The organism is Paenarthrobacter ureafaciens (assembly GCF_004028095.1).
GTDB lineage: Bacteria > Actinomycetota > Actinomycetes > Actinomycetales > Micrococcaceae > Arthrobacter > Arthrobacter ureafaciens.
In genome coordinates, this window is sequence record NZ_SBHM01000007.1 from 411,604 (window position 1) to 435,087 (window position 23,484).

Annotated in this window: 21 protein-coding genes; 7 read left to right on the plus strand and 14 right to left on the minus strand. The window is 63.5% G+C overall.

The window, feature by feature from the left end; genetic code table 11:
* Nucleotides 1-13: 13 nt before the first annotated feature.
* Nucleotides 14-1,423 (minus strand): Gfo/Idh/MocA family protein, encoded by a 1,410-nt coding sequence (locus AUR_RS06095; protein WP_062097827.1) that lies wholly within the window; start codon nt 1,421-1,423, stop codon nt 14-16.
* Between the two features lie 181 nt (nt 1,424-1,604).
* On the opposite strand from AUR_RS06095, the gene AUR_RS06100 reads away from it, so the two are divergent.
* Nucleotides 1,605-2,654 (plus strand): LacI family DNA-binding transcriptional regulator, encoded by a 1,050-nt coding sequence (locus AUR_RS06100; RefSeq protein ID WP_062097829.1) that lies wholly within the window; start codon nt 1,605-1,607, stop codon nt 2,652-2,654.
* A gap of 24 nt (nt 2,655-2,678) precedes the next feature.
* Here the strand turns inward: AUR_RS06100 and AUR_RS06105 are convergent, their stop codons facing one another.
* On the minus strand, nt 2,679-3,377 hold the full coding sequence (locus AUR_RS06105; protein WP_062097831.1) for a FadR/GntR family transcriptional regulator: 699 nt from the start codon (nt 3,375-3,377) through the stop codon (nt 2,679-2,681).
* A 78-nt stretch (nt 3,378-3,455) separates the two neighbouring features.
* Between AUR_RS06105 and AUR_RS06110 the strand changes: the two genes are divergently transcribed.
* Nucleotides 3,456-4,787: an alpha-hydroxy acid oxidase gene (locus AUR_RS06110; RefSeq protein ID WP_062097834.1), complete on the plus strand. Its 1,332-nt coding sequence runs from the start codon at nt 3,456-3,458 to the stop codon at nt 4,785-4,787.
* 85 nt (nt 4,788-4,872) lie between these two features.
* Here AUR_RS06110 and gdhA read toward each other — a convergent pair whose 3' ends face one another.
* Together gdhA and AUR_RS06120 are read right to left on the minus strand one after the other, a co-directional pair.
* Complete coding sequence (gene gdhA, locus AUR_RS06115) at nt 4,873-6,210, minus strand: NADP-specific glutamate dehydrogenase (protein WP_062099323.1); 1,338 nt, start codon at nt 6,208-6,210, stop codon at nt 4,873-4,875.
* Between the two features lie 206 nt (nt 6,211-6,416).
* Nucleotides 6,417-6,956 carry an ArsR/SmtB family transcription factor gene (locus AUR_RS06120; RefSeq protein ID WP_062099325.1) on the minus strand — a complete coding sequence of 180 codons (540 nt, stop codon included), beginning with the start codon at nt 6,954-6,956 and terminating at the stop codon, nt 6,417-6,419.
* Nucleotides 6,957-7,114: 158 nt separating this feature from the next.
* Between AUR_RS06120 and AUR_RS06125 the strand changes: the two genes are divergently transcribed.
* Nucleotides 7,115-7,591 carry a hypothetical protein gene (locus AUR_RS06125; protein WP_062099328.1) on the plus strand — a complete coding sequence of 159 codons (477 nt, stop codon included), beginning with the start codon at nt 7,115-7,117 and terminating at the stop codon, nt 7,589-7,591.
* A gap of 10 nt (nt 7,592-7,601) precedes the next feature.
* Here the strand turns inward: AUR_RS06125 and AUR_RS06130 are convergent, their stop codons facing one another.
* Nucleotides 7,602-8,828, minus strand: coding sequence for an acetoin utilization protein AcuC (locus tag AUR_RS06130; protein ID WP_062097836.1), 1,227 nt, complete (start codon nt 8,826-8,828; stop codon nt 7,602-7,604).
* 103 nt (nt 8,829-8,931) lie between these two features.
* Between AUR_RS06130 and AUR_RS06135 the strand changes: the two genes are divergently transcribed.
* Both AUR_RS06135 and AUR_RS06140 read left to right on the plus strand, forming a co-directional pair.
* The gene (locus tag AUR_RS06135) at nt 8,932-10,365 is read left to right on the plus strand and encodes a TrkH family potassium uptake protein (RefSeq protein WP_062097837.1); all 1,434 of its coding nucleotides are present in this window, start codon (nt 8,932-8,934) and stop codon (nt 10,363-10,365) included.
* Nucleotides 10,358-11,044 carry a potassium channel family protein gene (locus AUR_RS06140; RefSeq protein ID WP_021473824.1) on the plus strand — a complete coding sequence of 229 codons (687 nt, stop codon included), beginning with the start codon at nt 10,358-10,360 and terminating at the stop codon, nt 11,042-11,044. Before AUR_RS06135 ends, AUR_RS06140 begins: the two co-directional genes overlap by 8 nt.
* A 50-nt stretch (nt 11,045-11,094) precedes the next feature.
* On the opposite strand, the gene proC is transcribed toward AUR_RS06140, so the two are convergent.
* The 8 genes from proC to AUR_RS06180 all read right to left on the minus strand — a co-directional run bounded on the left by proC (nt 11,095) and on the right by AUR_RS06180 (nt 21,378).
* On the minus strand, nt 11,095-11,925 hold the full coding sequence (gene proC / locus AUR_RS06145; RefSeq protein WP_062097839.1) for a pyrroline-5-carboxylate reductase: 831 nt from the start codon (nt 11,923-11,925) through the stop codon (nt 11,095-11,097).
* Nucleotides 11,926-12,209: 284 nt separating this feature from the next.
* A complete protein-coding gene (locus AUR_RS06150) occupies nt 12,210-13,337 on the minus strand; it encodes an IS1249 family transposase (RefSeq protein WP_164888660.1) in 1,128 nt (375 codons plus the stop codon).
* Between the two features lie 225 nt (nt 13,338-13,562).
* Nucleotides 13,563-14,393 carry a sugar phosphate isomerase/epimerase family protein gene (locus AUR_RS06155; RefSeq protein WP_062097841.1) on the minus strand — a complete coding sequence of 277 codons (831 nt, stop codon included), beginning with the start codon at nt 14,391-14,393 and terminating at the stop codon, nt 13,563-13,565.
* A gap of 1 nt (nt 14,394) precedes the next feature.
* Nucleotides 14,395-15,555, minus strand: a complete 1,161-nt coding sequence (locus AUR_RS06160; protein WP_241650873.1) for a Ppx/GppA phosphatase family protein — start codon at nt 15,553-15,555, stop codon at nt 14,395-14,397.
* Between the two features lie 72 nt (nt 15,556-15,627).
* Nucleotides 15,628-16,062: an SseB family protein gene (locus AUR_RS06165; RefSeq protein ID WP_062097843.1), complete on the minus strand. Its 435-nt coding sequence runs from the start codon at nt 16,060-16,062 to the stop codon at nt 15,628-15,630.
* A 68-nt stretch (nt 16,063-16,130) separates the two neighbouring features.
* Nucleotides 16,131-18,851: a type I DNA topoisomerase gene (gene topA / locus AUR_RS06170; RefSeq protein WP_128397078.1), complete on the minus strand. Its 2,721-nt coding sequence runs from the start codon at nt 18,849-18,851 to the stop codon at nt 16,131-16,133.
* 134 nt (nt 18,852-18,985) lie between these two features.
* Entirely contained in the window at nt 18,986-19,624 is a 639-nt protein-coding gene (locus AUR_RS06175; RefSeq protein ID WP_241650874.1) for a helix-turn-helix domain-containing protein, read from the minus strand.
* Nucleotides 19,625-19,731: 107 nt separating this feature from the next.
* Nucleotides 19,732-21,378: a DUF7059 domain-containing protein gene (locus AUR_RS06180; RefSeq protein ID WP_062097849.1), complete on the minus strand. Its 1,647-nt coding sequence runs from the start codon at nt 21,376-21,378 to the stop codon at nt 19,732-19,734.
* Between the two features lie 91 nt (nt 21,379-21,469).
* Here AUR_RS06180 and AUR_RS06185 point away from each other — a divergent pair, with 91 nt between their 5' ends.
* A complete protein-coding gene (locus AUR_RS06185; protein ID WP_062097851.1) occupies nt 21,470-21,913 on the plus strand; it encodes a hypothetical protein in 444 nt (147 codons plus the stop codon).
* Between the two features lie 66 nt (nt 21,914-21,979).
* Nucleotides 21,980-22,513, plus strand: a complete 534-nt coding sequence (locus AUR_RS06190; protein WP_062097853.1) for a DUF6023 family protein — start codon at nt 21,980-21,982, stop codon at nt 22,511-22,513.
* A gap of 53 nt (nt 22,514-22,566) precedes the next feature.
* Here AUR_RS06190 and trhO read toward each other — a convergent pair whose 3' ends face one another.
* On the minus strand, nt 22,567-23,463 hold the full coding sequence (gene trhO / locus AUR_RS06195) for an oxygen-dependent tRNA uridine(34) hydroxylase TrhO (protein ID WP_062097855.1): 897 nt from the start codon (nt 23,461-23,463) through the stop codon (nt 22,567-22,569).
* Nucleotides 23,464-23,484: the final 21 nt, after the last annotated feature.

Consider the following 23,484-nt stretch of genomic DNA (forward strand, 5'->3'; position numbering starts at 1 on the left):
TGTCAAAGAAGCTTTAGCCCTGGCCGCGGCTGAGGTCGGCCCCGAGGCCAAGCTCGCTGATGCGGACAGGAAGGTCGGTTTCGAGGGACTGGTTGCCGGCAATGCCAACCGAGACGGAGCGGAGCCCATCGATGTAGCCGGACGGTCGGCCCAAAGGGTCCACGCCGGGTCCGTTGAAAAGGTCGGAGAGGAGCAGGTTGTCGCCGCCGCCGTGGCCGCCCTCTCCATTGATGATCGGGACTTCATAGGCGGGCTCCCAGTGGCGCTGGACCACCAGGCGCTCCCCGTTACGCCGGACCGCGTCTTCCTCCTCAACCGGGGTAGCGCTCGGGTCCACCACGGTCTTCTTGTCGGTGCTGAATTCGACGGCGGCGCGCTCTACCACTTCGAGCTCGGCGCGGCCCTCGGTTCCGTTGACGCTCACCCGGTAGCCCTCCCAGGGGCTGTGCGCATTCAGGGAATAGCTCAGGGTCGGACCGCCCTGGTAGTCCACCACCAGCGCAAGATTGTCCTCGATGGTGATGCCGTCGGTGAACACGTCCTGGTCACGGCGGTACCCATCGAACTTTTCGTTGTCGTAGTACAGCGCCTTCAGCCGTTCGTCGTCGCGGAGGTCCAAACGGAAGGGATCGCGTTCCAGGCCGTCCACGGTTCCGCGCTCCGGACGGGCACCGAGGCCGCGCTCGCTGGCGTTCTTGTCCCCGTAGAAGCGAAGGCCGCCGGAGGCAAAGACGCGCTCGGGGACATCGTCGATCCACCAGTTCACGAGGTCGAAGTGGTGGGAGGCCTTGTGGATGAGGAGGCCGCCGGAGTTCTTCTTATCGCGGTGCCAGCGGCGGAAGTAGTCGGCGCCATGCACGGTGTCCAGCACCCAGCTGAAGTCGATGGACGTCACTTTGCCGATCACGCCGCTCTGGATGATTTCCTTGAGCGCTGAGTTGCGGGGCGAGTAACGGTAGTTGAACGTCACCACCACGTTGCGGCCGGTTTCGGCCACTGCGGTGGTGATGCGGCGGCAGCCTTCAACATCAATGGTGAGCGGCTTTTCAACCACGACGTCGGAACCGGCCTCGAGCGCTTCGACGATGTAGTCCGCATGCGTGTAGTCAGGCGTGGTGACGATGACGCGCTCGATGCCGTTGGCCTGGATGAACTCCGTGAGCCGGGCGGGCTCGAAGGATGCTACCGGAGCCGGCGCGCCGAGCTCCTGGATAAGGTCCTGGTAGAAGTCCACACGGCCCGGGTTGACGTCGGACAACGCCACGAGTTCTGCCACGTCGGAGTGCTGGCCGTAGATGGCCCTGATGTACATTTCGGAGCGGCCACCGGTGCCGATGAGGGCGATCCTGGTCCGGTGGGCGGAGGTGTTCGGGGATGCCGCAGCAGCGACTGGTTGGGTCTCGGCGGTGTCGACGTTGACCATGGGGAAATGCCCCTTTCCAAAGGCAGGAATGAACCGCTTGACGGCCCGGCTTGATCTGGGAAGAATCATGAGAAAGCGTTTTCTCAGAGCGTTATAAGCTTTGTATCAAGACACTGGCGGTCGCGTCAACCATCGCTCCAAGGACGGAGCAGCACGCGGTCGGCCAACCGGAAGGGGCACCATGGCACGCAGGAATACCAACAGGCGCGTTGGCATTGCCGACGTCGCGGAAAAGGCAGGCGTCTCCCACGCCACCGTGTCGCGCGTCATGAACGGCAACGCAGCAGTGGACCCCGGAATCGCAGAGCGGGTCCGTGCTGCGGCAGCGGAATTGAAGTACCAGCCGAACCCCGTTGGCCGAAGCCTGGCACTGGGAAAGACCGATACCATCGGCATCGTGGTGCCCGACCTTGCCAACCCGACCTTCCAAGCCATCCTGCGCGGACTCAGCATCGCAGCAGCCCAGGACGGTTACAGGGTCCTGATCGCCGATTCATCCGAAGTAACCAGCGAAGAAGCCATCCTGGCCGGAGAAGCACGCCGGCGCTGCGACGGAGTTGTTCTTTGCGCGCCACGCATGGCGGATGCCGAACTCGAAGAGTTGGCTCCCACGCTCCATCCCCTGGTCCTCATCAACCGGACCACCATCACCACCAATACCCCCAGCCTGAGCGTCGACTACGGGGAAGGCATCCAGGAGCTGGCCAAACACCTGGTTTCACTGGGGCACAAGCGCCTGGCCTTCCTTTCCGGTCCCGAACACAGCGCATCGAACCGGCAGCGCCTGGTGGGCCTGGACAAGTTCCGGAGGGAACACCCGGAAATCGAGCTGCAGATGCTCCACGGCGGTTCCAACTTCGATTCCGGACACGAGTCCACGGACGCCATCATCGCCAGCGGCGCTACCGGCATTCTGGCATTCAACGACCTCGTCGCCATGGGCTTGCTCAGCGGCCTGCACGAACGCGGCATCCGGGTCCCGGAAGACATCTCGGTCACCGGCTTCGACGACATCCCGTTCGCCAAGTACACCACTCCCCCGCTCACAACGGCCGCTGTGCCCATCAACGAACTCGGCAGCCTTGCCTGGCGGCGCATGCGCGAACAGATCCAGCAATCGGCCGAAGCCCTCAGCCAACCGCAGGATGAGTTCGAGCCCCGGATTGAAATCCGCAAAAGCACCGCGGCCCCTGCACTCACGCCCACTCCTGCCCCGCGGGTTGGCAGTTAAGAGCAATCCCACCGGGTAAAACTGTCACTTCGGTGAGGGCGCCGAGCCCACACCTGCCTCCGCGTAGAAGCCCCTGATGTGCGCGGCCACCAGCTCCGCTGCCCGGCCGCCGTCGTTCGCGTTGACCGCCTCAAGGATGGCGCGGTGCTCCGCCCGAAGCCGCGCCGAAGTGGCGTTCCAATCGGGCAGGTTTCCTGTCAGTTCGCCGGCGTAGTTTTCTATGGCGCCGCGCAGGGACGCCATCATGGCACTGACGACGGCGTTGCCCGCCGCCTCAGCCAGGGCGACGTGGAACCGGGAGTCCAGGGCCAGGAAAGTGTCGACGTCCGGGGCGTTCTCCATTTGCTCGAGAAGCTCCGCGGCGTCGTCGAGTGCCGCTAACCCCGGCCGGGCCCGCTCCGCTGCCCAGGATTCCAGGAGCACCCTCGTTTCCACGATGTCCGGGACCGGCAGGTGCCTGGTGGCCACGTGCAGGCGAAGGGTGGACCCCAACGCCGACCCCGGTTCAGCGATCACGATGGTGCCTGCGTCCTTTCCGGACCCCACGCCGGCGCGGACCACCCCCATGGCTTCCAGGATCCGCACGGCTTCACGGACGGACGTGCGGGAGACCTGCAATTGCTCGGCCATGGCCCGCTCGCCGGGGAGCCGGCCGCCGAGTGCCAGTTCTCCGCTGGCGAGTTGGTTCTCGATCCATTCCAGGACAAGTTGGTGCGTTCGCATAGTCGAATAGTAGTTGATGTGGTCTGTCCACATGGCCTACAGTGTGGTTAGACCACACCACCACCAGGGAGAACCGAAGTGACAAACACCCTCGATCCCAAGCTCACGGCCGCCCCCGCCAATGCCGGCAGCGACCAGAACGTCAGCCGCGCACCCCAGCCGGCCCCCGCCGTCGTACAGCCTCCCGCGCTGAAGCGCCGCGTCCCCAAAGTGGCGGACCTCGCGCCGCTGATGCAGTTCAAGAAGCCCGAATTCAGCAAGGCCGCCCGCCTCAAGCGGGCCAACACCATCTGGGAACTCCGCGACATCGCCAAGCGGCGGACACCCCAGGCGCCCTTCGATTACACGGACGGTGCGGCCGAAGAGGAAATCACGCTTCGCAGGGCACGCCAGGCGTTCCAGGACATCGAGTTCCGTCCCGGGATCCTGCGCAATGTGTCGAAGATCGACCTGCGCACAGACATCCTTGGGCAGGAGTCGAAGCTTCCGTTCGGCATCGCCCCCACCGGGTTTACCCGTATGATGCAGTCCGAAGGCGAGTACGCCGGCTCCCAGGCAGCTGAAGCCGCCGGGATCCCGTACACGCTGTCCACCATGGGCACGGCATCGATCGAAGACGTTGCAGCGGCTGCACCGAACGGCCGGAACTGGTTCCAGCTGTACTTGTGGACGGACCGGGACCGCTCGCTCGAGCTGATCGAGCGCGCTGCCAAGGCAGGCAATGACACCTTGATGGTCACAGTGGACACGGCAGTGGCCGGCGCCCGGCTCCGCGATGTCCGCAACGGCATGACCATCCCGCCGGCCCTGACCTTGAAGACGGTGCTGGACGCGTCCTACCGGCCGGCCTGGTGGTTCAACTTCCTCACGCACGAACCGCTGACCTTCGCCTCACTGTCCCGCTACACGGGCACGGTGGCCGACCTGATCAACTCGATGTTCGATCCCACACTGACCTACGAGGACCTCGACTGGCTCCGCGAAACGTGGAAGGGCAAGCTCGTGGTCAAGGGCATCCAGACAGTGGAGGACGCCCGGCGCGTCGTGGACCATGGCGCAGACGGGATCGTCCTGTCCAACCACGGCGGACGCCAACTGGACCGGGCACCGATTCCGTTCCACTTGCTGCCGGAGGTGACCTCTGCCCTGGAAGCGGACAACAGCGACGCCGCGGTCGTCCTGGACACAGGCATCATGAGCGGAGCCGACATCGTGGCAGCACTTGCCCTTGGCGCGGACTTCGCTTTGATCGGCCGCGCCTACCTGTACGGACTCATGGCCGGGGGCCGCGAGGGCGTGGACCGCACCATCCAGATCCTGGAGAAGGACATGACCCGCACCATGGCCCTGCTGGGCGTCAGCAAGGTTTCGGAGCTGAACCCGGAGCACGTGCGGCTGCTCCAGCGCTGACCCGTCCAGGTACGCTAACCCATCCAAGTAGCAGTAGAGCGCGTTCTGAGGGTTCAGAACGCGCTCTACTGCTACTCAGTTGGAATTAGATCAGGCCCTGGGCGAGCATCGCGTCGGCTACCTTGACGAAACCACCGATGTTCGCGCCCACTACGTAGTTACCGGGCGCGCCGTACTCCTCGGCCGTCTCGGCGCAGCGGTCGTGGATGCCCACCATGATCTCGGTGAGGCGTTGCTCGGTGTGCTCGAACGACCACGAATCGCGGCTGGCGTTCTGCTGCATTTCCAGGGCCGAGGTTGCCACGCCGCCGGCGTTGGCAGCCTTGCCCGGCCCGAACAGGATGCCGGCCTCCTGGAAGACGGACACGGCCTTCTGGGTGGAAGGCATGTTGGCACCTTCGGCCACGGCGAGCAGGCCATTGCTGACCAGCTTTGCAGCGGCGTTGCCGTCCAGCTCGTTCTGGGTGGCGCAGGGCAGGGCAACAGTGCCGTTGACGTCCCACACGCTACCGCCGGCAACGTAGCTCGAGCCGGGGCGCCGGGCCGCGTACTCCGTGAGGCGTGCGCGCTCCACTTCCTTGATCTGGCGCAGGAGTTCGACGTCGATGCCGGAATCCTCCACGATGTAGCCGGCCGAATCGGAGCACGCCACCACAGTTGCGCCAAGCGCCTGGGCCTTGGCGATCGCGTGGATGGCAACATTGCCCGAACCCGAGACCACAACGCGCTGGCCGTCGAAGGAGGTTCCGCGGGTCTTCAGCATTTCCTGCGCGAAGATCACGGTGCCGTAGCCGGTGGCCTCCGGGCGGACCAGCGATCCGCCCCAGGAGATGCCCTTTCCGGTGAGCACACCGGACTCATACCGGTTGGTGATCCGCTTGTACTGGCCAAAGAGGTAGCCGATTTCGCGGCCGCCCACGCCGATGTCGCCCGCGGGGACGTCAGTGTATTCTCCGATGTGCCGGTACAGCTCGGTCATGAAGGACTGGCAGAAACGCATGATTTCCGCATCGCTGCGGCCACGGGGGTCAAAGTCGGATCCGCCCTTGCCGCCACCGATCGGCATGCCGGTCAGGGCGTTCTTGAAGATCTGCTCGAAGCCCAGGAACTTCACGATTCCCAGGTACACGGACGGGTGGAAACGGAGACCGCCCTTGTACGGGCCGAGGGCCGAGTTGAACTCCACCCGGAAGCCACGGTTGACGTGTACACGGCCGGAGTCGTCAGTCCACGGGACGCGGAAGATGATCTGGCGTTCAGGCTCGCAGAGGCGCTCCAGGACCGCACCCTCAAGGAACTCGGGGTGCCTGTCGTGGACCGGGCCGAGGCTTTCGAAAACCTCGGTCACGGCTTGGTGGAACTCCTTCTCACCCGGATTGCGAGCAAGTACGGTGTCCCGGACGGCTTCGAGCCTTGAATCCATTGCGTCTTCCAATCCCTTCAGTGCCACGGGCGGCGGCAAGACAGTAAGTCGCACTCATGGTTTCACCATCAAAGGTAGGATCTCCACCCGGGTCGGATGTGACCGAGGAACGCGAGTTAACACAACCGTGGAAAATCCTTGAAATGTAAAGGATCAGAAGGTGAACAAAACCTCACAATGTGAGAAGGATCACGTTAGATTGCGGGCTAGCGCTTCCGCCCGAACTTAGGCAGGGTGGGCAGGTTCGCAAGCAGGTCGGCTGCCTTGGTGGCGGCCCGGCCCACCGTGCGGCCAATTTGCTGCGGAACAGTGTCATCGGTCTGAAGCTCCACCGAGACCGGAGCCTCGCCGGCCTGAACCGTGACGGCCGGACTCAACGCTTGGGGCACCGCTGTCAGTTCGGCTGCGGCGGGAGCTTCGGCCACCTCGGCAGCCACTGCCGCTTTCTCCCCCGCAGAAGGTACGACGGCGACGGGAGCCGCGGGTCCGACGTCGAACGTTTCCAGCCAGCTGGCCACGCCGGCCAGGGGCTTGGGGTTCAGGGTGTAGTAACGCTTCTGGCCCTGCGCGCGCATGCTGACAAGGTCCGCTTCACGCAAGACTTTCAGGTGCTTGGAGATAGTGGGCTGGCTCGCAGCCAGTTCTTCCACCAGTTCGCCTACAGCCTTATCCCCAGAGCGGAGGGAAACCAGGATCTCGCGCCTGGTTGCCTCAGCTATGACGGCAAATACGTCGTCAGTCACCATGCCTCCCACCCTAGCGACATATACGTCAATTGGCATCCCTGTTTCCTGCGGCGTCACCGGCCCTCCCCGTTGACCGCGCAATGACCCGGTGCTACAACGTTTTCACGGTCCGTCCGGGCTCCCAGGCCCCGACCGCCAACTGCACGGGGTGCATTGCTATGGCTGACTTCTTCCGCCGGCATATCTTCAACATCATCGCTGCGGCGTTCCTGGCGCTGTTTGTCCTGGTGTGGACCACGGTGCTCATCCGGGTGGGCACGTGGGTTCCGACCGGCCAGGCCGAGGCACCCGAACTCAACGGAGCCTTGGTGACGGCCGCCGGAGTCCTGGCCACGTCGCTGAGTTCCCTCACCGCTTCGGCGTTGGGGTTCACCATCTCGGAGGTCAAAAGGGACAACGCCGGGGCGGACGGGAACGGGCCGCTGGTGAACCCTGCACAGGTGGCCACCCGGCTCTCCGGACGGGTGATCTTCGCGATCATGACCTACATGACCATGGGCATGCTGGTCCTGGTGCTGTGGCTCTTCAAAGGCCAGGCTTCAACGGACCTCATCGGAGCTTTCGCCTTGTCATTGCTCGGCTGGCTGGTGGGGGCTGCAGGGGTGGTGTTCCAGACCGAAAAGTCGGACGCCTAGCCGCAAACGCTCAGTCGAACCAGGGGTCCAGGCCGTACAACGGAAAGATCTCCTTGCGCGTGGCGATGACAGTCCGGTCCACGGGATCGGCAGGGTCATAGCCCACTTCCCAGGAGCGCCACCAGATATCGACGTCGTCGCCCATGCTTTCCGGCGCGGCCACCCCGTACTTCTCGCTGACATAGGTGCGCCACGATGCGGGCACGGGCTTGGCCAGGGGAACGGGACGCTGCGTCACCATTCCGATCAAGTGGGTCCACGCGCGCGGAACAACGTTCACAACCTCGTACCCGCCGCCCCCGGTGGCTATCCACCGGTTATCGCAGTACCTGGCCGCGAGGCTTCCGATCGCGCTTGCGGCCTCCCGCTGGGCGTCCACGCTGAGGTTGAGGTGCGTCAATGGATCCAGCCGGTGGGAGTCGCAACCGTGCTGGCTCACAATGACCTCGGGCTGGAAAGCGCCCACGATCTGCGGAACCACTGCGTAGAACGCCCGAAGCCACGCGGCGTCGCCCGTGAACGCCGGAACGGCCACGTTCACTGCCGTGCCCCGGGCATTCGGGCCACCGGTCTCATTGGCGAAACCTGTTCCGGGGAACATGGTGAGGCCCGACTCGTGCAAGGAAATGGTCATGACGCGCGGATCGTCCCAAAACAGGCTCTGGGTCCCGTCGCCGTGGTGGGCGTCGACGTCGATGCTCACCACCCGCTGCACGCCGTTGTCGAGCAGCCTCTGGATGGCCATCGCGACGTCGTTATAGATGCAGAAGCCGCTGGCCCGTTCGCGGGCGGCATGGTGCATCCCGCCGCTGAAGTTGACGGCCCGCACGGCGGCCCCGGACAGAATCGCGTCCGCCGCCACCAGCGAACCTCCGGCCAGTCGCGCGCTGGCCTCGTGCATTCCGGCGAACGCCGGGTCGTCTTCGGTCCCGAGCCCGCGTTCTTCATCCGGAGTGAAAGGGTCATCACTGACCTTCCGCACCGCTTCCACATAGGCGGCGCTATGGACCGAGCAAAGTTCGACGTCGGTGGCTATCCTGGGCGGTTCCATCGCCACATGCTTGTGGTCGAACAGGCCCAGCGTTTCAGCAAGTCTTGCTGTCAGCTCAAGCCGCTGCGGTGCCATCGGGTGGGTAGGCCCGAAGTTGTACGCGGTCATGGCAGAGTCCCACACCACCGTCGTTGGCAGTGCGGAGCGGGTGATGCTGGAAGCAGGCGTTCCAAGCGTGTCATTCATCCAGAACAGGCTACCTGAGGGCGTCCCGCCGCTTCGCCCGGTTACGGCGGGCGAATAGTGGTTTACTACTCAGGGAAAGTATGTTCACTTGAGGAAGAGCGCCATGTCTCAAAGCCAGTCGCGGTCAACTACCCCGGCCAACTGGCAACCCGGCCAGCCGGAACGCGAAGGCTTGTGGATTTTCACGCGTGCGCGCGACTTTATCGACAACATCGCCAACACCTCCCCGGCCCGCCTGGCGCTGGTGGCCTTCTCCTTGGTCATCCTGCTTTTCACCGGGCTACTGTCACTTCCGGCGTCTTCTGCCTCCGGGGAGCCCACTCCCCTCCACCAAGCCATGTTTACCGCGGTTTCCAGCGTCTGCGTTACCGGGTTGACGGTTGTTTCCACTGCCACCCACTGGTCTTTCTTCGGGCAGCTCGTCATCCTGATCGGCATCTTCGTGGGCGGCCTCGGTACGCTCACGCTGGCGTCGCTGCTGGCCCTCATGGTGAGCAAACGGCTTGGTGTCCGTGGAAAGCTCATCGCGCAGGAAGCCATGAACAACGCCGGCAGGCTCGGCGAAGTGGGTACCCTGCTCCGGATCGTGATCGTGACCTCGGTGGTCATCGAGGGTGCCTTGGCCCTGGTCCTGGTGCCACGGTTCATGCTGCTGGGTGAGCCGTTCTGGCAATCGGTGTGGCACGGTGTCTTCTACTCCATCTCAGCCTTCAACAACGCCGGCTTCACTCCGCACTCGGACGGAATCGTTCCCTACGAGACCGATCTGTGGATCCTCGTACCCCTGATGCTGGGGGTATTCCTGGGCAGCCTCGGCTTTCCCGTGGTCATGGTGCTGCAGCAAAACGGCTTGAACTGGAAGAAATGGAACCTGCACACCAAGCTCACCATCCAGGTGTCCTTCATCCTGCTGGCGGCGGGAACAGTCCTCTGGGCATTGATGGAGTGGGACAACCTGCGGACCATCGGGCACATGAGCCTCGGGGACAAGATCATCCACTCACTCTTCGCCTCGGTGATGACCCGGTCCGGTGGATTCAACCTGGTGGACCAGAACCACATGGAATCCACCACCATGCTGCTCACGGATGCCCTGATGTTCGCCGGCGGCGGTTCGGCGTCCACCGCGGGCGGAATCAAGGTGACCACCATCGCCGTCATGTTCCTGGCAATCGTTGCCGAAGCGCGCGGTGACGCAGACGTCAAGGTCTACGGCCGAACCATCCCCCAAGGCACCATGCGGGTAGCCATCTCCGTCATCGTGGCCGGAGCAACGCTCGTCTCCGTGGCTGCTTTCCTGCTGTTGTCCATCAGCGGAGCTTCCCTGGACCGGGTGCTGTTTGAAACCATTTCCGCCTTTGCCACCGTTGGACTGAGCACCAACCTCAGTGCCGAACTGCCGCCGTCGGGCGTTTACGTCCTGACAGCGTTGATGTTCGCGGGCCGCGTCGGCACCGTTACCCTTGCTGCGGGCCTGGCCCTGCGCCAGCGCAGCCAGCTGTACCACTACCCGGAAGAGAGGCCAATCATTGGCTAGCATCCAAGGGGCGGCCAATCGCCCCGCCCACAACGCGCCTGTCCTGGTGATCGGACTCGGGCGTTTCGGTTCGGCAACCGCCGAGCAACTGGTGAAACAAGGCCGGGAGGTCCTTGCGATCGAACGTGACCGTGGGCTTGTCCAGAAGTGGGCACCGGTGCTGACCCACGTCGTGGAAGCCGATGCCACCAACATCGACGCCCTCCGTCAGCTCGGTGCGCAGGAATTCAGCTCCGCCGTGGTGGGCGTCGGTACATCGATCGAATCCTCCGTGTTGATCACGGTGAACCTGGTGGACCTCGGAATCCAGCACTTGTGGGTCAAGGCCATCACGCCCTCGCACGGGAAGATCCTCAGCCGCATCGGCGCCAACCACGTCATCTACCCCGAAGCCGATGCCGGCGTCCGTGCAGCGCACCTCGTGTCCGGGCGCATGCTGGACTTCATAGAGTTCGACGACGACTACGCAATCGTCAAGATGTACCCGCCCAAGGAAACCGTGGGCTTCACGCTGGAGGAATCCAAGGTCCGCTCAAAGTACGGCGTGACGATCGTTGGCGTGAAGACTCCGGGCGAGGACTTCACGTATGCCCGGCCGGAAACCAAAGTGTCCGGACACGACATGCTGATCGTATCCGGACACGTGGACTTGTTGGAGCGCTTCGCGGCGCGGCCTTAGCGGCGCGGCCTTGGCGGTGCGGCCTTGGCGGTGCGGCGCCGCCTTGGCGGTCAGCCAAGCTCCTTGGTGATCTCAGCTGCCCTCGCTGCGGCAGCCCGGGCGCCTTCGGCAATGATCTTGGGCAGCCCGCCGTCGTCGAACGCGGCAATGGCGCGTTCGGTGGTGCCGTTCGGGCTGGTGACTGCCTTGCGGAGTGCGCTCGGATCCGCACCCGGTTCAGCGAGCATGAAGCCGGCCCCGGCTACGGTCTCGCGCGCAAGCATGACGGACAATTCCTCGTCCAGACCGAGCTCAACACCGGCGGCGGCCATGGCCTCGGCCAGATAGAACGCATAAGCGGGACCCGAACCGCTGATCGCGGACAGGGCGTCCACCTGCTCCTCAGGAATCTCCACAACCTTGCCGGCTCCTGCGAACGCAGCCTTGGCTGACTCGAGCTGCACAGCCGTGCAGTGCGTTCCGGGCGACACTGAAATGACGCCCCGGCCCAACTTGGAGGGAGTGTTCGGCATAGTGCGGATCACCGGCTGGCCGTCCGGGAGGGCCGCCTCAAGCTGGGCAATGGAAACCGCGGCAGCAACGCTGACCACCACAGTATCCTTCGCCAGCGCCGGGCTGATTTCCCGGGCGAGGTCCGTGATGCCCACAGGCTTGACGCCCAGGATAACCATGCTGGAACCCTTGGTGGCCAGCTTGTTGTTGTCCGGTTCCTCTTCGCCTGCAATAGCGGTAACCCGGTGCCGCTCGGCCAGCTCCTCCGCCCGCTCGGCCCGCCGCACCGTGGCGACGATGTCCGAAGGGGCGGTCCCGGCAGCAAGGATGCCGGTGAGAATTGCCTCGTTCATTGATCCACAGCCAAGGAATGCGATTCGGTTGCTCATTGGTCCATCATGGCAGTTCCCCTGCGGAGGGGTCGAACGGAGTCCGCACTGAGGGATTCACAGCAAGTTCCCAAGATTATTGCAGGCCCCACCCAAGGTTGGTCCGTAAGTTGGTTCTTACCTCATTGAGGGTGCGAGTGATGAGGCGGGCATGGGGATGTCCGCCAGCAGCACCGGTGGCCGGGACGGGTTTTCCCCCATTTCCCGATTCGGCCGCCGGTGCTTTCGCTTTTAAGCGGGGTTATGGGGGTTATAGGACAAAACGTGTGTAAATCCCGGGCGTGTTAGGTGCGTCCTGCCCAGCCGGTGCGGTGCCAGAGGCCTTCGTCTGGGCTGAGGCCGGTGCTGTAGAGCTCTGGGCCTGGTTCTTGTTCCTGCAGGGTCTGGGTTGTTCTCTTGGCTGGTCGGTAGTAACTCGTTTCGATGAGCGCGGCCGGTGGGCGGGGTTGCTCGCTGTGTAGGTAGAGGTACCACTCGATCGCTCGCTTTTGGTGTTCCTCGCCCATGCCGCGGTGAGTCCGCAGGATCAGCCGGAGTTGGGCGTTGGTGCCGCCTTCGATCCTGTTCGTTGTCGAGGCGATGTCCAGCCCGTTGTATTCACGGCTCAGGTAGGTGAAGAGCGTGCCGGCCTGGCCGAGGCGTTCGAGCAGCCGGTAGGCCTTCCGGAGCCTGTCGTGGGTGTACCACCAGGCCTGATTCGATCGGACCCATCCCGGAGCAACGGCCGTCGCGGCGCGGTAGGTGCGGGCTTTGACCAGGGCCCCGTGTTCCTGGTGCCAGGCATTGAGCCCTGCCAGCCATGCTGCTGCTTCGGCCGGGGCGTTGATCCGTGTCAGCGCCCGTCCTAGCCGCAGCAATGCCCTGCCTGCCTCTGTTCTGGGCCGGCTGGTCAGGTAGGTGCGGACGTTCCGCTGGACATGGACCAGGCAGCGTTGGACCGCGGTTTCGGACCAGCACTCCGACAGGGCAGCGGCGATCCCGGACCCGCCGTCGGTGATCACCACCCGTGGTGCCGGGAACCGTTGCAGCAACGCCGCCCACGCGGTCTTCTTCTCGGTGTCACACCACTGCCAGCCCAGCACATGTTCCCCGGCAACAGCGATCAAACAGCACCACGAGCCGACGTAGATCCCATCGACCTGGATCTGGTCATGGACCTCACCGGTGGCAGGGATCCGCGGGACGATGTTCCAGCACCAGGCAGTGCGCCGACGGAAGGACCGGGCCGTGCCAAACGAGGCAGCAGCGGCCTGGCCGGTGGTGCCCATCAACCAGCCAAGGAACGCTTCCAACTCGGCCCTGCGACTGACATCCGGGCGTTCACCAGAGCGGCTCGACCCGCAGTTCAGGCACCGGTAGCGTTGTTTGCCCGCTGACGTTTTCCCGTTCCGAACCAGCGTTTGGCCACACACCAAACATTTCCCAGATATGCAAGCACCCCAGCCACACTAAGCTCCAAAAGCTTAGCTACCCCGAATTTCGCCCGCCGATACTGAGAAGCAAGCCCCTCCGTTACACACGTTTTGTCCTATAACCCGGTTATGGGACAAAACGCGAGGCAAAGGCTTCCGCTGTAAGCACGCCAAAGCCCGGGCCCAGGTTTTATGTCCGGGTCCCGGGCCTTGCCGAAGCCGGCGCTACCCCTCCAGGCTGCGGACCGGGGCAGCGAGGTGCTGGCGTGCGAAGCGCAACGTCTCAGCGAGCATCTCCTCACGCTCCCCGGTGACCTTGGCCTTACGGGTGGAAATCTCGGCCACCACCGCGCCTGTGAACCCGTTGGAGGCAAGATGTTGAAGGACACCGGCGCACTGCTGGGTTCCTGTTCCCGGGACCAGGTGTTCGTCTTTGCCCGAGCCTGAACCATCCGTGAGATGGACGTGCCGCAGTTTGCTGCCCAAGGCCTTCACGGCCTCCAAACTGTTGGCCCCGGCAGTGGCCGCATGCGAGAAGTCCCACGTGACGGCGTCGTAATCCCCCTCCATAGGGTCCCAGTGCGGCAGGTAAGCCACCGCTTCACGTCCCCGGACGCGCCACGGGTACATGTTTTCAACGGCGATGTGCACTTGGTACATTGCCGAGATCTCACGGACGCCTTCAACGAAGTTTTCGGCGTAGTTGGACTGCCACCGGAAAGGCGGGTGCACCACCACGGTGTCGCAACCCACCTCCTTGGCCATCTGGCAGGAACGCTCAATCTTGTTCCAGGCGGTGCCCCAAACCTGTTGCGTCAACAACAGCGTGGGTGCGTGGATGGACACGATTTCCTGGTTGTAGCGGTGGCTTAGCTGGATGAGCGCACCGGGGTTTTGGCTCACGGCATTGTTGGTGACCATGACCTCCACGCCGTCATAACCGAGGTCCTGGGCCACGGCGAAGGCGTCGTGGACGCTGAGCGGGTAAACGGATGCGCTGGACAGCGCCACCGGAATCCGGCGATGGTTCTCTGAAGGTTCGACGTCGGTAGTCATCCTAGGAAGCCACCCCCCTTGCCGTCATGGCCGGTGCCGTGTCGGAGACCGGCGCGCCGAGCTGTACCGGCAGGCCCTCTACCGGGTGCGCGGGACCGTCGGCATCTGCTTGCCCGGCCGTTTCCAAGTGCTTGTCTGTGTCCGTGTGCTCTTCGCTTTCCTTGGCCTTCTTCTTCTTTTTGGACTTGTCTTTCTTGCGCTTGCCCACATGCGGGGCCGGTTCGAGGGCTTCCTCGAACACCAACTGGTCCAGCCGGCGGAGGATCAGGCCCTCCCGCAGCGCCCACGGGCAGATCTCCATTTTGGGGAACTCGAAAAGCTCCAGTGCAGCCTCGGCGACCAGCGCTCCGGCGAGCAGCTGGCGGGCCCGGGCGTCGGAAACTCCCGGGAGGTACAGGCGATCCGCCACGGTCATGGCGGAGATCCGCTGTGCCCAGAGGCCGAGGTCCGCCGCATGGAGCTCGCGTTTGACGTACGGGCCTGCGGCGCTCGGCGCGGCACCCGCAATACGTGCCAGGGACCGGAAAGTCTTGGACGTCCCCGCCACGAGGTTGGCCCGGCCGAGTTCCTGGAATTCGCGCACCACCGGTTTCAGGGTCGAGCGGATGTACCGGCGCAGTTCCTTGACGCTCTTGGCCGTGGGCGGGTCCTCATGCAGCCAGTCCCGGGTGAGCCGGCTTGCGCCCAAGGGGACGGACGTGGCGAACTCGGGAAGCTCGTCAGTGCCGTAGGCCATTTCGAACGAGCCGCCGCCTATGTCCAGGTCCAGGATGGGCCCGGCCCCCCAGCCGTACCAGCGGCGCACGGCGAAGAACGTCATGGACGCTTCTTCGCTCCCGGTGAGTTCCTGCAGCGTCACGGTGGTTTCGTGCTTGACCCTGGCCAGGACCTCGGCACCGTTGGTGGCCTCGCGAATGGCCGAGGTACAAAAGGCCAACAGATCCTCGGCCTTGTGGCGGGCAGCGAACTCCCACGCCTCAAGGACAAATTCGATCAGCTCGTGCTGGCCCTCATCACTGATGTTTCCGTCGCCGTCCAGGTATTGCACCAGCGACAACGGACGCTTATGGGAGGCGAAAGCCACCGGACGCGCGCCGGGATGGGCATCGACCAGCAGCAAGTGGACGGTGTTTGACCCGATGTCGAGAACGCCAAGACGCATTCTGCCATTATTCACCGAATCGGAGCCCGGGAAGCAACTCGCGGGCACGTTTCGTCCGACTCTGAGGCCCTTTTACTCTGCAGTCTCGTCGACTTCGTCCGCCCGCTTGAAATCACGGCGGATATTGGCGATGCCTTCAGGATCGATCTCGAAGCCGTGTTCGCTTCCAGGGTTGATGACCAGGCCCAGTTCGTCGCCGATGTTCGCGAGGATGGCCGAGCCCATGGTACCCAGCACGTTCGGGGCCGCTTCGAGGAAGCGGGCATCCACACGGCTCGGGTGGCTGAAGACAGCCAGGACCGGCTGGTTGTCCGCGTTGGACAGCACCAAGGGTTCCACGGAGGAATCCGGACCGTCTACGGCTTCGGAGCTGACCAGGTAGACCTCGTTGTTCAGGAAGGCGAGGATGACATCCACCGGATTCGCATCCGGCTGCTCGGCCAAAGCAAGCTTCGCCTCAAGATCATTCAATGGTTGGTTGTCCGGGGCGGCAGTCTGTTCAGTCATGGTTCTACTCGACCATGATGGCGGCCGGGACGCAAAGTGCGATCATCGCCATGCGTCCCGACGCAGTGCTATTTCTTCGCCGCTGCCTTGCGGGCCGGTGCCTTGCGGGTGGTCCGTTTCACCGGGCCCTTGGCGCGCTTCTCGGCGAGCAGCTCGATGGCCCGTTCCCTGGTGAGCTCTTCCAAGGACGTGGAACGCGGAACCGTAATGTTGGTGACGCCGTCAGTGATGTAGGGGCCGAAGCGGCCTTCCTTCACCACGATGTTCTTTTCCGACACGGGATCGGGACCGAACTCAGCCAGCGGCGGGACCGCTGCACGGGCGCCACGCTGCTTGGGCTGCGAATAGATCTCCAGCGCCTGCTCCAGGGTGATCGTGAAGATTTCCTCCTCCGAACCAATGGAGCGCGAGTCCGTCCCCTTCTTCAGGTAAGGCCCAAAGCGGCCGTTCTGCACGGTGATGGGGTTGCCTTCCGCGTCCTCGCCGAGGACCCGTGGCAGGCTCATCAGCTGCAAAGCTTCGTCCAGCGTGACGGTGTCCACGGACATGGACTTGAACAGCGAGCCGGTGCGGGGCTTGACCTTCACAGGCTTCTTGGGCGGCTTCGGCTTGCCGTTCTTGTAATACTCAACCGGCTGATTGGCGAGCTGTTCTTCCGTCATTTCCGGGATGATCTCGGTGACGTAAGCGCCGTAGCGGCCGTTCTTGGCTACAACTGTGTGCCCGGTGTGCGGATCTGTTCCCAGGACCCGTTCCTCGGGTGCCGCCGTTTCCATGAGCTCGATGGCCTTGGCTGCCGTCAGCTCATCCGGGGCCAGTTCCTCGGGAACATTGGCCCGCGCGGACTCCACGACCTCCCCGGTTTTCTCATCGACCGTGGGGATGGTGCTCTCAAGGTACGGGCCGAACTTACCCACCCGCAGCGTGATGCCGTCTGCGATCGGCACGGAGTTGATCTCGCGGGCGTCGATCTCGCCGAGGTTGTTGACGATGCTCAACAGGCCGGGATCGGCATCTTCTCCGTAGTAGAAGTGCTTCAGCCATGCTGCGCCCACCGCTTGCCCGTTGGCGATCTTGTCCAGGTCGCCTTCCATGTCAGCGGTGAATTCGTAGTCCACATAGTCGGTGAAGTGCTGTTCCAGCAGGCGGATCACAGAGAAGGCGATCCAGCTGGGTACCAGCACGGAACCTTGTTTGCGGACGTAGCCGCGGTCCTGGATGGTGGAAATGGTCGAAGCGTAGGTAGACGGGCGTCCAATGCCTCGCTTTTCCAGTTCAGCGGTCAATGACGCTTCGGTGTACCTCGGCGGCGGAGATGTCTCGTGGCCAACCGCAACAATATCCGAGGCGGTAAGGGAATCGTCCTTGGCCACGTTCGGCAGGCGGCGGGCGTCGTCCGAGTCGTCATCGCCGCGGCCCTCGTCCTTGCCTTCCTCATAGGCGGCAAGGAAGCCGGGGAAGGTGATCACGGTACCGGAAGCAGAGAACTCGGCGTCCCGGCCGTCCGCTGCAACTGCGCCAAGGCGGATGGTTGCCGTGGAGCCCTTGGCATCTGCCATCTGGGAGGCCACGGTGCGCTTCCAAATGAGTTCGTACAGCCGGAACTCGTCTCCGCTGAGCTGCTTGGCCACCTGGGCCGGGGTGCGGAAGGAGTCACCGGCCGGGCGGATAGCCTCGTGCGCTTCCTGGGCGTTCGCGGCCTTGTTCGCGTAGATCCGCGGACTCTGCGGCACGAATTCGGGACCGTAGAGCTCAGCAGCCTGGCGACGCGCGGCCGTGACGGCCTCGTCGCTCAACGCCGAGGAGTCCGTACGCATATAGGTGATGTAGCCGTTTTCATAGAGGCGCTGCGCAACCTGCATGGTGCTCTTGGAGGAGAACCTGAGCTTACGGCCGGCTTCCTGCTGCAGCGTGGAAGTGGTGAACGGGGCGGCGGGACGGCGGGTGTACGGCTTGGTGTCCACGGAGCGGACCTTGCAGTCCGCGTTCTCCAGGCCGGCAGCAAGGGAGGTGGCTAGTTCCTCGTTGAGGTGGACCACGTTCGAGGAGACCAGCTGGCCGTCGTCATTGAAATCGCGGCCGGTGGCAACCTTGGAGCCGTCGACGGCAGCAAGCTTGGCCTTGAAGGAGCCCGACTCGGCGCCGAATTGGCCCGTCAGGTCCCAGTAGGAAGCGGCCTTGAACGCCATGCGCTCACGTTCACGGTCAACCACCATCCGGGTCACCACGGACTGCACGCGTCCTGCGGAAAGGCCGCGGGCAACCTTGCGCCACAGCACAGGCGATATTTCGTAGCCGTACAGCCTGTCCAGGATCCGTCGGGTTTCCTGCGCATCAACGAGGGCCGTGTCCACGTCGCGCAGGTTGTCCATCGCGCGGTGGATTGCTTCCTTGGTGATTTCACCGAAGGTCATGCGGTAGACCGGAACTTTGGGCTTCAGGACCTCAAGGAGGTGCCACGCGATGGCTTCGCCTTCGCGGTCCCCGTCGGTTGCGAGGTAAAGCGCGTCGGCGTCTTTCAGCTGGGCCTTGAGTTCGGCGACCTTTTTCTTCTTGTCCGGGGAGACGACGTAGTACGGCTTGAAGTCGTGCTCAACGTCAACAGCGAACTTGCCCAGCGAGGTCTTCTTGAGTTCTGCAGGGAGGTCGGACGGCTGCGGAAGGTCACGGATGTGACCAATGGAAGCCTCGACGATGAAGCCTTCGCCAAGGTACTTGGCGATGGTCTTGCTCTTGGCCGGAGACTCCACGATCACGAGTTTCTTGCCGGTTTTTGCCTTGCTGGGCACGGTGCTCCTACAGAAAAAATGTGTATTTGGGCTGGTGCCCATATTGGCCTAGTTCACCATAGTTTGCAGAATCCTGCGTTTGGGCCGGTCAATCCGCCCTTCCAGGATGCCGGTTGGTGGCTGGCTCCTGAATCCTAGTTCCCGGGCGCTGACCGATCGTCCGGAATCATCGACCATAACGTAGCAACACGTTCAGCATCTTGCGGAATCCGGGTGGGATCCTCGAGCTCGTACTCCCTGAGAATTTCACGGATTCTGTCCGAAAGTTCCTTACGCTGCTGGTTGGTCAAATACAGCAGGTTGCTGGACAGGAGCACCGATGCCGGTTCCTCCGCAGTCTCACCGCGTTGCCGCCGTTCGCCCCTGGCCTTGGCAAAAGCGGACGCCCTCCGCCTGAACGCATCGAGTTCCAGATCGACAACCGCGATCTCCGGGCTGGCGACGCTGCCGCCGGAAATGGTGACGTCCTTCCCTGCCGCCTTCCACCGACGTTCGCGGGCGTCGCCTGCGTTCTCGGCCGGAACAACGATCCCCCACTTCTGGAGTGCGCGGAGGTGGTAGCTCATGGCGCTGGGAGTCAGGCCCGTCCTGGCAGCAAGTTCCGTGGCCGTGTGGCTTACCTGCGTGGCATAAAGTTCCGAGATGACTTCCAACCTCGCCGCGTGCGCCAAGGCGCGGATGGCTTTGGGATCGGTGATCTCAACTTTTTGCTCGTTACGTCCACTGCCCGCCGGTTCGCCCGCTACCCCGGTCTCCTGATTCTTCGCAATCACTTCATCAGTGTAATCAGCGTCACGTCCAGGGAGATCAGCGCCACGTGGGGGTACTGATGGAGTGCGGGTGCCGGCACCGGGGAATGACCTCCGTGGATCTGCGTGCGTCATGGAGATTTGCCCGGCTCGGCCGGCACGAGGAATCCGTCCAGGACCAGATTGCCCACCTCATGGAAGAGCGTAGAGGTGAAGGCTTCGGCGTCGAATCCCTCTTCCCCTCCCAGGAGGGCTTCCAGTGCCTTGATGATCTGGTTGACGCTGAGGTCACCGTCGCAGGCAGAGACGAAGCCGGCTAGTTCGCTGCTCAGCAAGTTGGTCCTGCGGAGGCCTGCCCCCTGCCGCAACAGAATCACTCCGGGGTGCTCAGCGCCCGGCCGTTGATGCCTCTCCTCGGTGACGTCCTCGGCCACCAGCAAATGGGCCTCGTTCAACTGGTTGGCCGACAGCCAGTCCGCCCTCTCGATGGCCGCGCCCAAGTGGGGGCCAATGGGTTGCTCGATGGGGTAGGTGATTTCCTCGAACCGGCTGATGGTGCCCTGACTTCCGGCCGGCCGACGCAACCAGATCATGCCGAAACCAATGCCCTCCACATTCCGGGAGGCAAAGTCCTCAAGGTAGGCAGCGTAGGCCTCCTTGTAATGGTTCGGGTCCCGGGACTCGGATGCGTCCTGGAGCCAGGTCTCGGCGTACTGTTCGGGCCCCACCTGCTCGCGTTGGATGAACCAGACATCCAGTCCGGAACCCTCGAGCCAGGACGCAGGCCGGTCCTTCCACTGCGCACCAGCGGTGATCTCCCAGTTGCCCAGCATTTGGGCGGTTCCGCCTGGCTCAAGGACGCTGCCGAGGGACTTCACCAAGGAAGAGACGATCTGGTCGCCCGGCAAACCGCCATCCCTGTAGGTGAACCGGTCTGCTGCGGATTCTCCCTTGGTGCGGGGAGTGATGACGAAGGGCGGGTTGGAGACTACGAGGTCGAATCGTTCGCCTTCCACCGGTTCCAGGAGGGAACCGAGCCTCAGGCTGATGCGGGCTTCGAGGTTGTTTGGATCCACTTCCAAGGCTGCGGCGTTGAGGACGAGATTGAACCTCGTGAAGGCCAGGGCCCTTTCCGAAATGTCTGTTGCCGTGACGTGCTCACAATGGTGGAGCAGGTGGAAGGTCTGGATTCCGCAACCGGTACCCAGGTCCAGGGCACGCTTGGCATGCGGCCTAATGGTGGTCTGCACCAGCGTTGTGGAAGCCTGGCCGATTCCCAGGACGTGGTCGTGCCGCAGCACGCCCGGCTGCTGGTGGGCCGCCAGGTCACTCGCCACCCACAGTTCCGCTCCGCCGCTGCCGTCCGGATTAGCGTCCCATCCATAAGGACGGACATCGACGGCGGCGGTAGCAACCCCGTCCGCGATGGAGACGAGCCCGAGCTCGGCGAGCCCGTTGGCACCTGGACCTGGCAGGGCGGCATCAACGTCCGCAACAGCCTGCGGAACCGCAAGAAGCCAGAGCCGCACCAGGACGGTTAACCCCCGCAGCCCGGCCTGGCCCGAACCCGACGTCCGTTCCGTGGCCAAAAGGGCCGGGATGATCTGGTCCCTGCCCAGCGCCGCATAGGCTGATGGCCCCAGAAGGTCCGCAACGCCGTCGAGCGTGTAATTCACTGACTTGAACGCGTCTGCAAGGGCAGCCAGGAGCGCCGGTTGGTCACTGCGGGGAGCATCGGGGGTATTGCCTGAGGAAAACACTGATGTGGATGGGTTCACGTTGCCAGTCTATGGTCGGGGTTGCCCTGCCGGTTCACCGTGGATGCGCTATGTGGAAAGACTCCCGCGGGGAAACCGGTAGCGTGGAACCATGCTCAATGTCTCCTCCACAGTCCGCCGTGCCGGCATGGTTCTCACTGCCGCCGGCTTCCTGCTGGCAGCCACCGCATGCCAGCAGCCGGTGGACATCTCCCGCGCCGATGTGTCCGCCTGGAAGAAGGACGCACTGCCCGCCGCTTCCGGCATTGTGTTGGAGGACTCGGGAAAGATCCTGGACCGGGACCCGATCGTGAAGGATGCTCAGAACGTTGCTGCCGGCCAGTACACCCTCACCATGGCCTGTGACGGCGGAGGAAAAGCCTTCTTCGCGGTATCCACGGGCGGACAGCAGATCGCCGACGCCGGCGCTGCCTGCAACGGCAGCCGTGAAACCGTGAAGATCAAGATCCCGGCCACGGGGGCGGTCATCATCTCCACGAGCAGCGTTGACGCGCCATTGATCTACGCCTACCAACTGGCGCCCGCGACGAGCTGAACTCCGCCTCCATCGAACCAACAACCGGCTCTATGGAGAGCCGGCGCGCAAGCGTAAAGTCAGAACATGGGCGGCAAGGCGGCTGGCTCCGTGGGACCGCGACGGTTGGCGGGTTCCGCCGTCGTGCTTCTGCTTGGAGTGGTCACGGCGCTGACGGGGTGCGAGTACACCTATGAGGAACCTGGCCGGGCCGAAGCTGATTCCACGACCTCCGCGGGCAGGAACGTAGTGCTTCCTCCGGATCCGGCCTTGGAATCAACAGTGACCGGTGAAGCCCTGAAAGAGTGGGCGCAAGCGGCACTGCCCGAATCCCAGGGACGGTCTTTCTACTCAAGCAGCGGCTACCTTGAGCCAGGAGAATCACGGACGGAACAAACGGTTCAACTGCCCGGCGGCACGTACGCGGTGACGTTGGCCTGCCGCGGCACCCGCAGGGTCTCCTTCAAAGTGGCGCTTGATGAATCGGATTTGGTGGATCTGACCCTTGGGTGCGCAAATGCCCGCGTGAGCGTCGTGCAACTCGAGGCTGATGCGGTCCTGGACATCACTGTTGGAACGAGGTCCGATGCCAACTTCGCGTACCGGGTCAGCCGGCTTTAGCGGGTCAGCCGCCTTGGGCGGGTAGCCGCCTTTGGTTCGGCGCCCGACGGCGGTCAGGCGGCTTCGCAGCCGTCCGGACACCTCAAGGTTGCCGGATCCGAAGCGCAATCCGCGCAGTAAAGCGTCAACGTACGGCAGCTTGGGTTGGAGCAGTTCTCGAACTTGTTGGTGGGCGCCGAGCACCGGACACACGAGCCGATGGTCTTGGCGTCGTCGCTGAACTCCACATGCATGCGCTTGTCGAAGACGTACAGCGAGCCCTCCCAAAGACCGTTGTCCTTGAAGGTCTCTCCATACCGGACGATTCCGCCGTCCAATTGGTAGACCTCCTTGAATCCCCGGTTGACCATCAGGCTGGAGAGAACTTCGCAACGAATCCCGCCGGTGCAGTACGTAACTACAGGCTTATCTTTGAGGTCGTCGTACTTCCCCGAGTCCAGTTCCTTGATGAAGTCGTGCGTTGTGGCGACGTCCGGGACCACCGCATCCTTGAACTTGCCGATCTGAGCCTCGAACGCGTTGCGGCCGTCAAAGAAAACAACGTCCTCGCCGTCGGCCTTCTTGCTGTCCAGCAGGGCGTGCAGCTCCTCGGGCTGCAGGTGCTTACCGCCACCCACAACGCCGTTCTCGTCCACTTTCAACTCGCCCGGTGCGCCGAAGGAGACAATCTCATCGCGGACCTTGACGCTGAGCCGCGGAAAGTCGTCAGCGCCGCCGTCGGACCATTTGAAGTCGATATCGTGGAAACCCTTGTACTCACGCGTGGTTTTGACGTACTGCTTCATGTTGTTGAGCTCACCGCCGACAGTTGCGTTGATGCCGTCCTTGGAGATCAGGATGCGGCCGGTAAGGCCCAGTTTCTCGCAGAGGGCGCGCTGCCATAGGCGCACTGCATCCGGGTCGGCGATCGGAGTAAAGCCGTAAAAAAGTACAATTCGGTTCAAAGCCACCGTTAAAGGTTACTTGGTGTA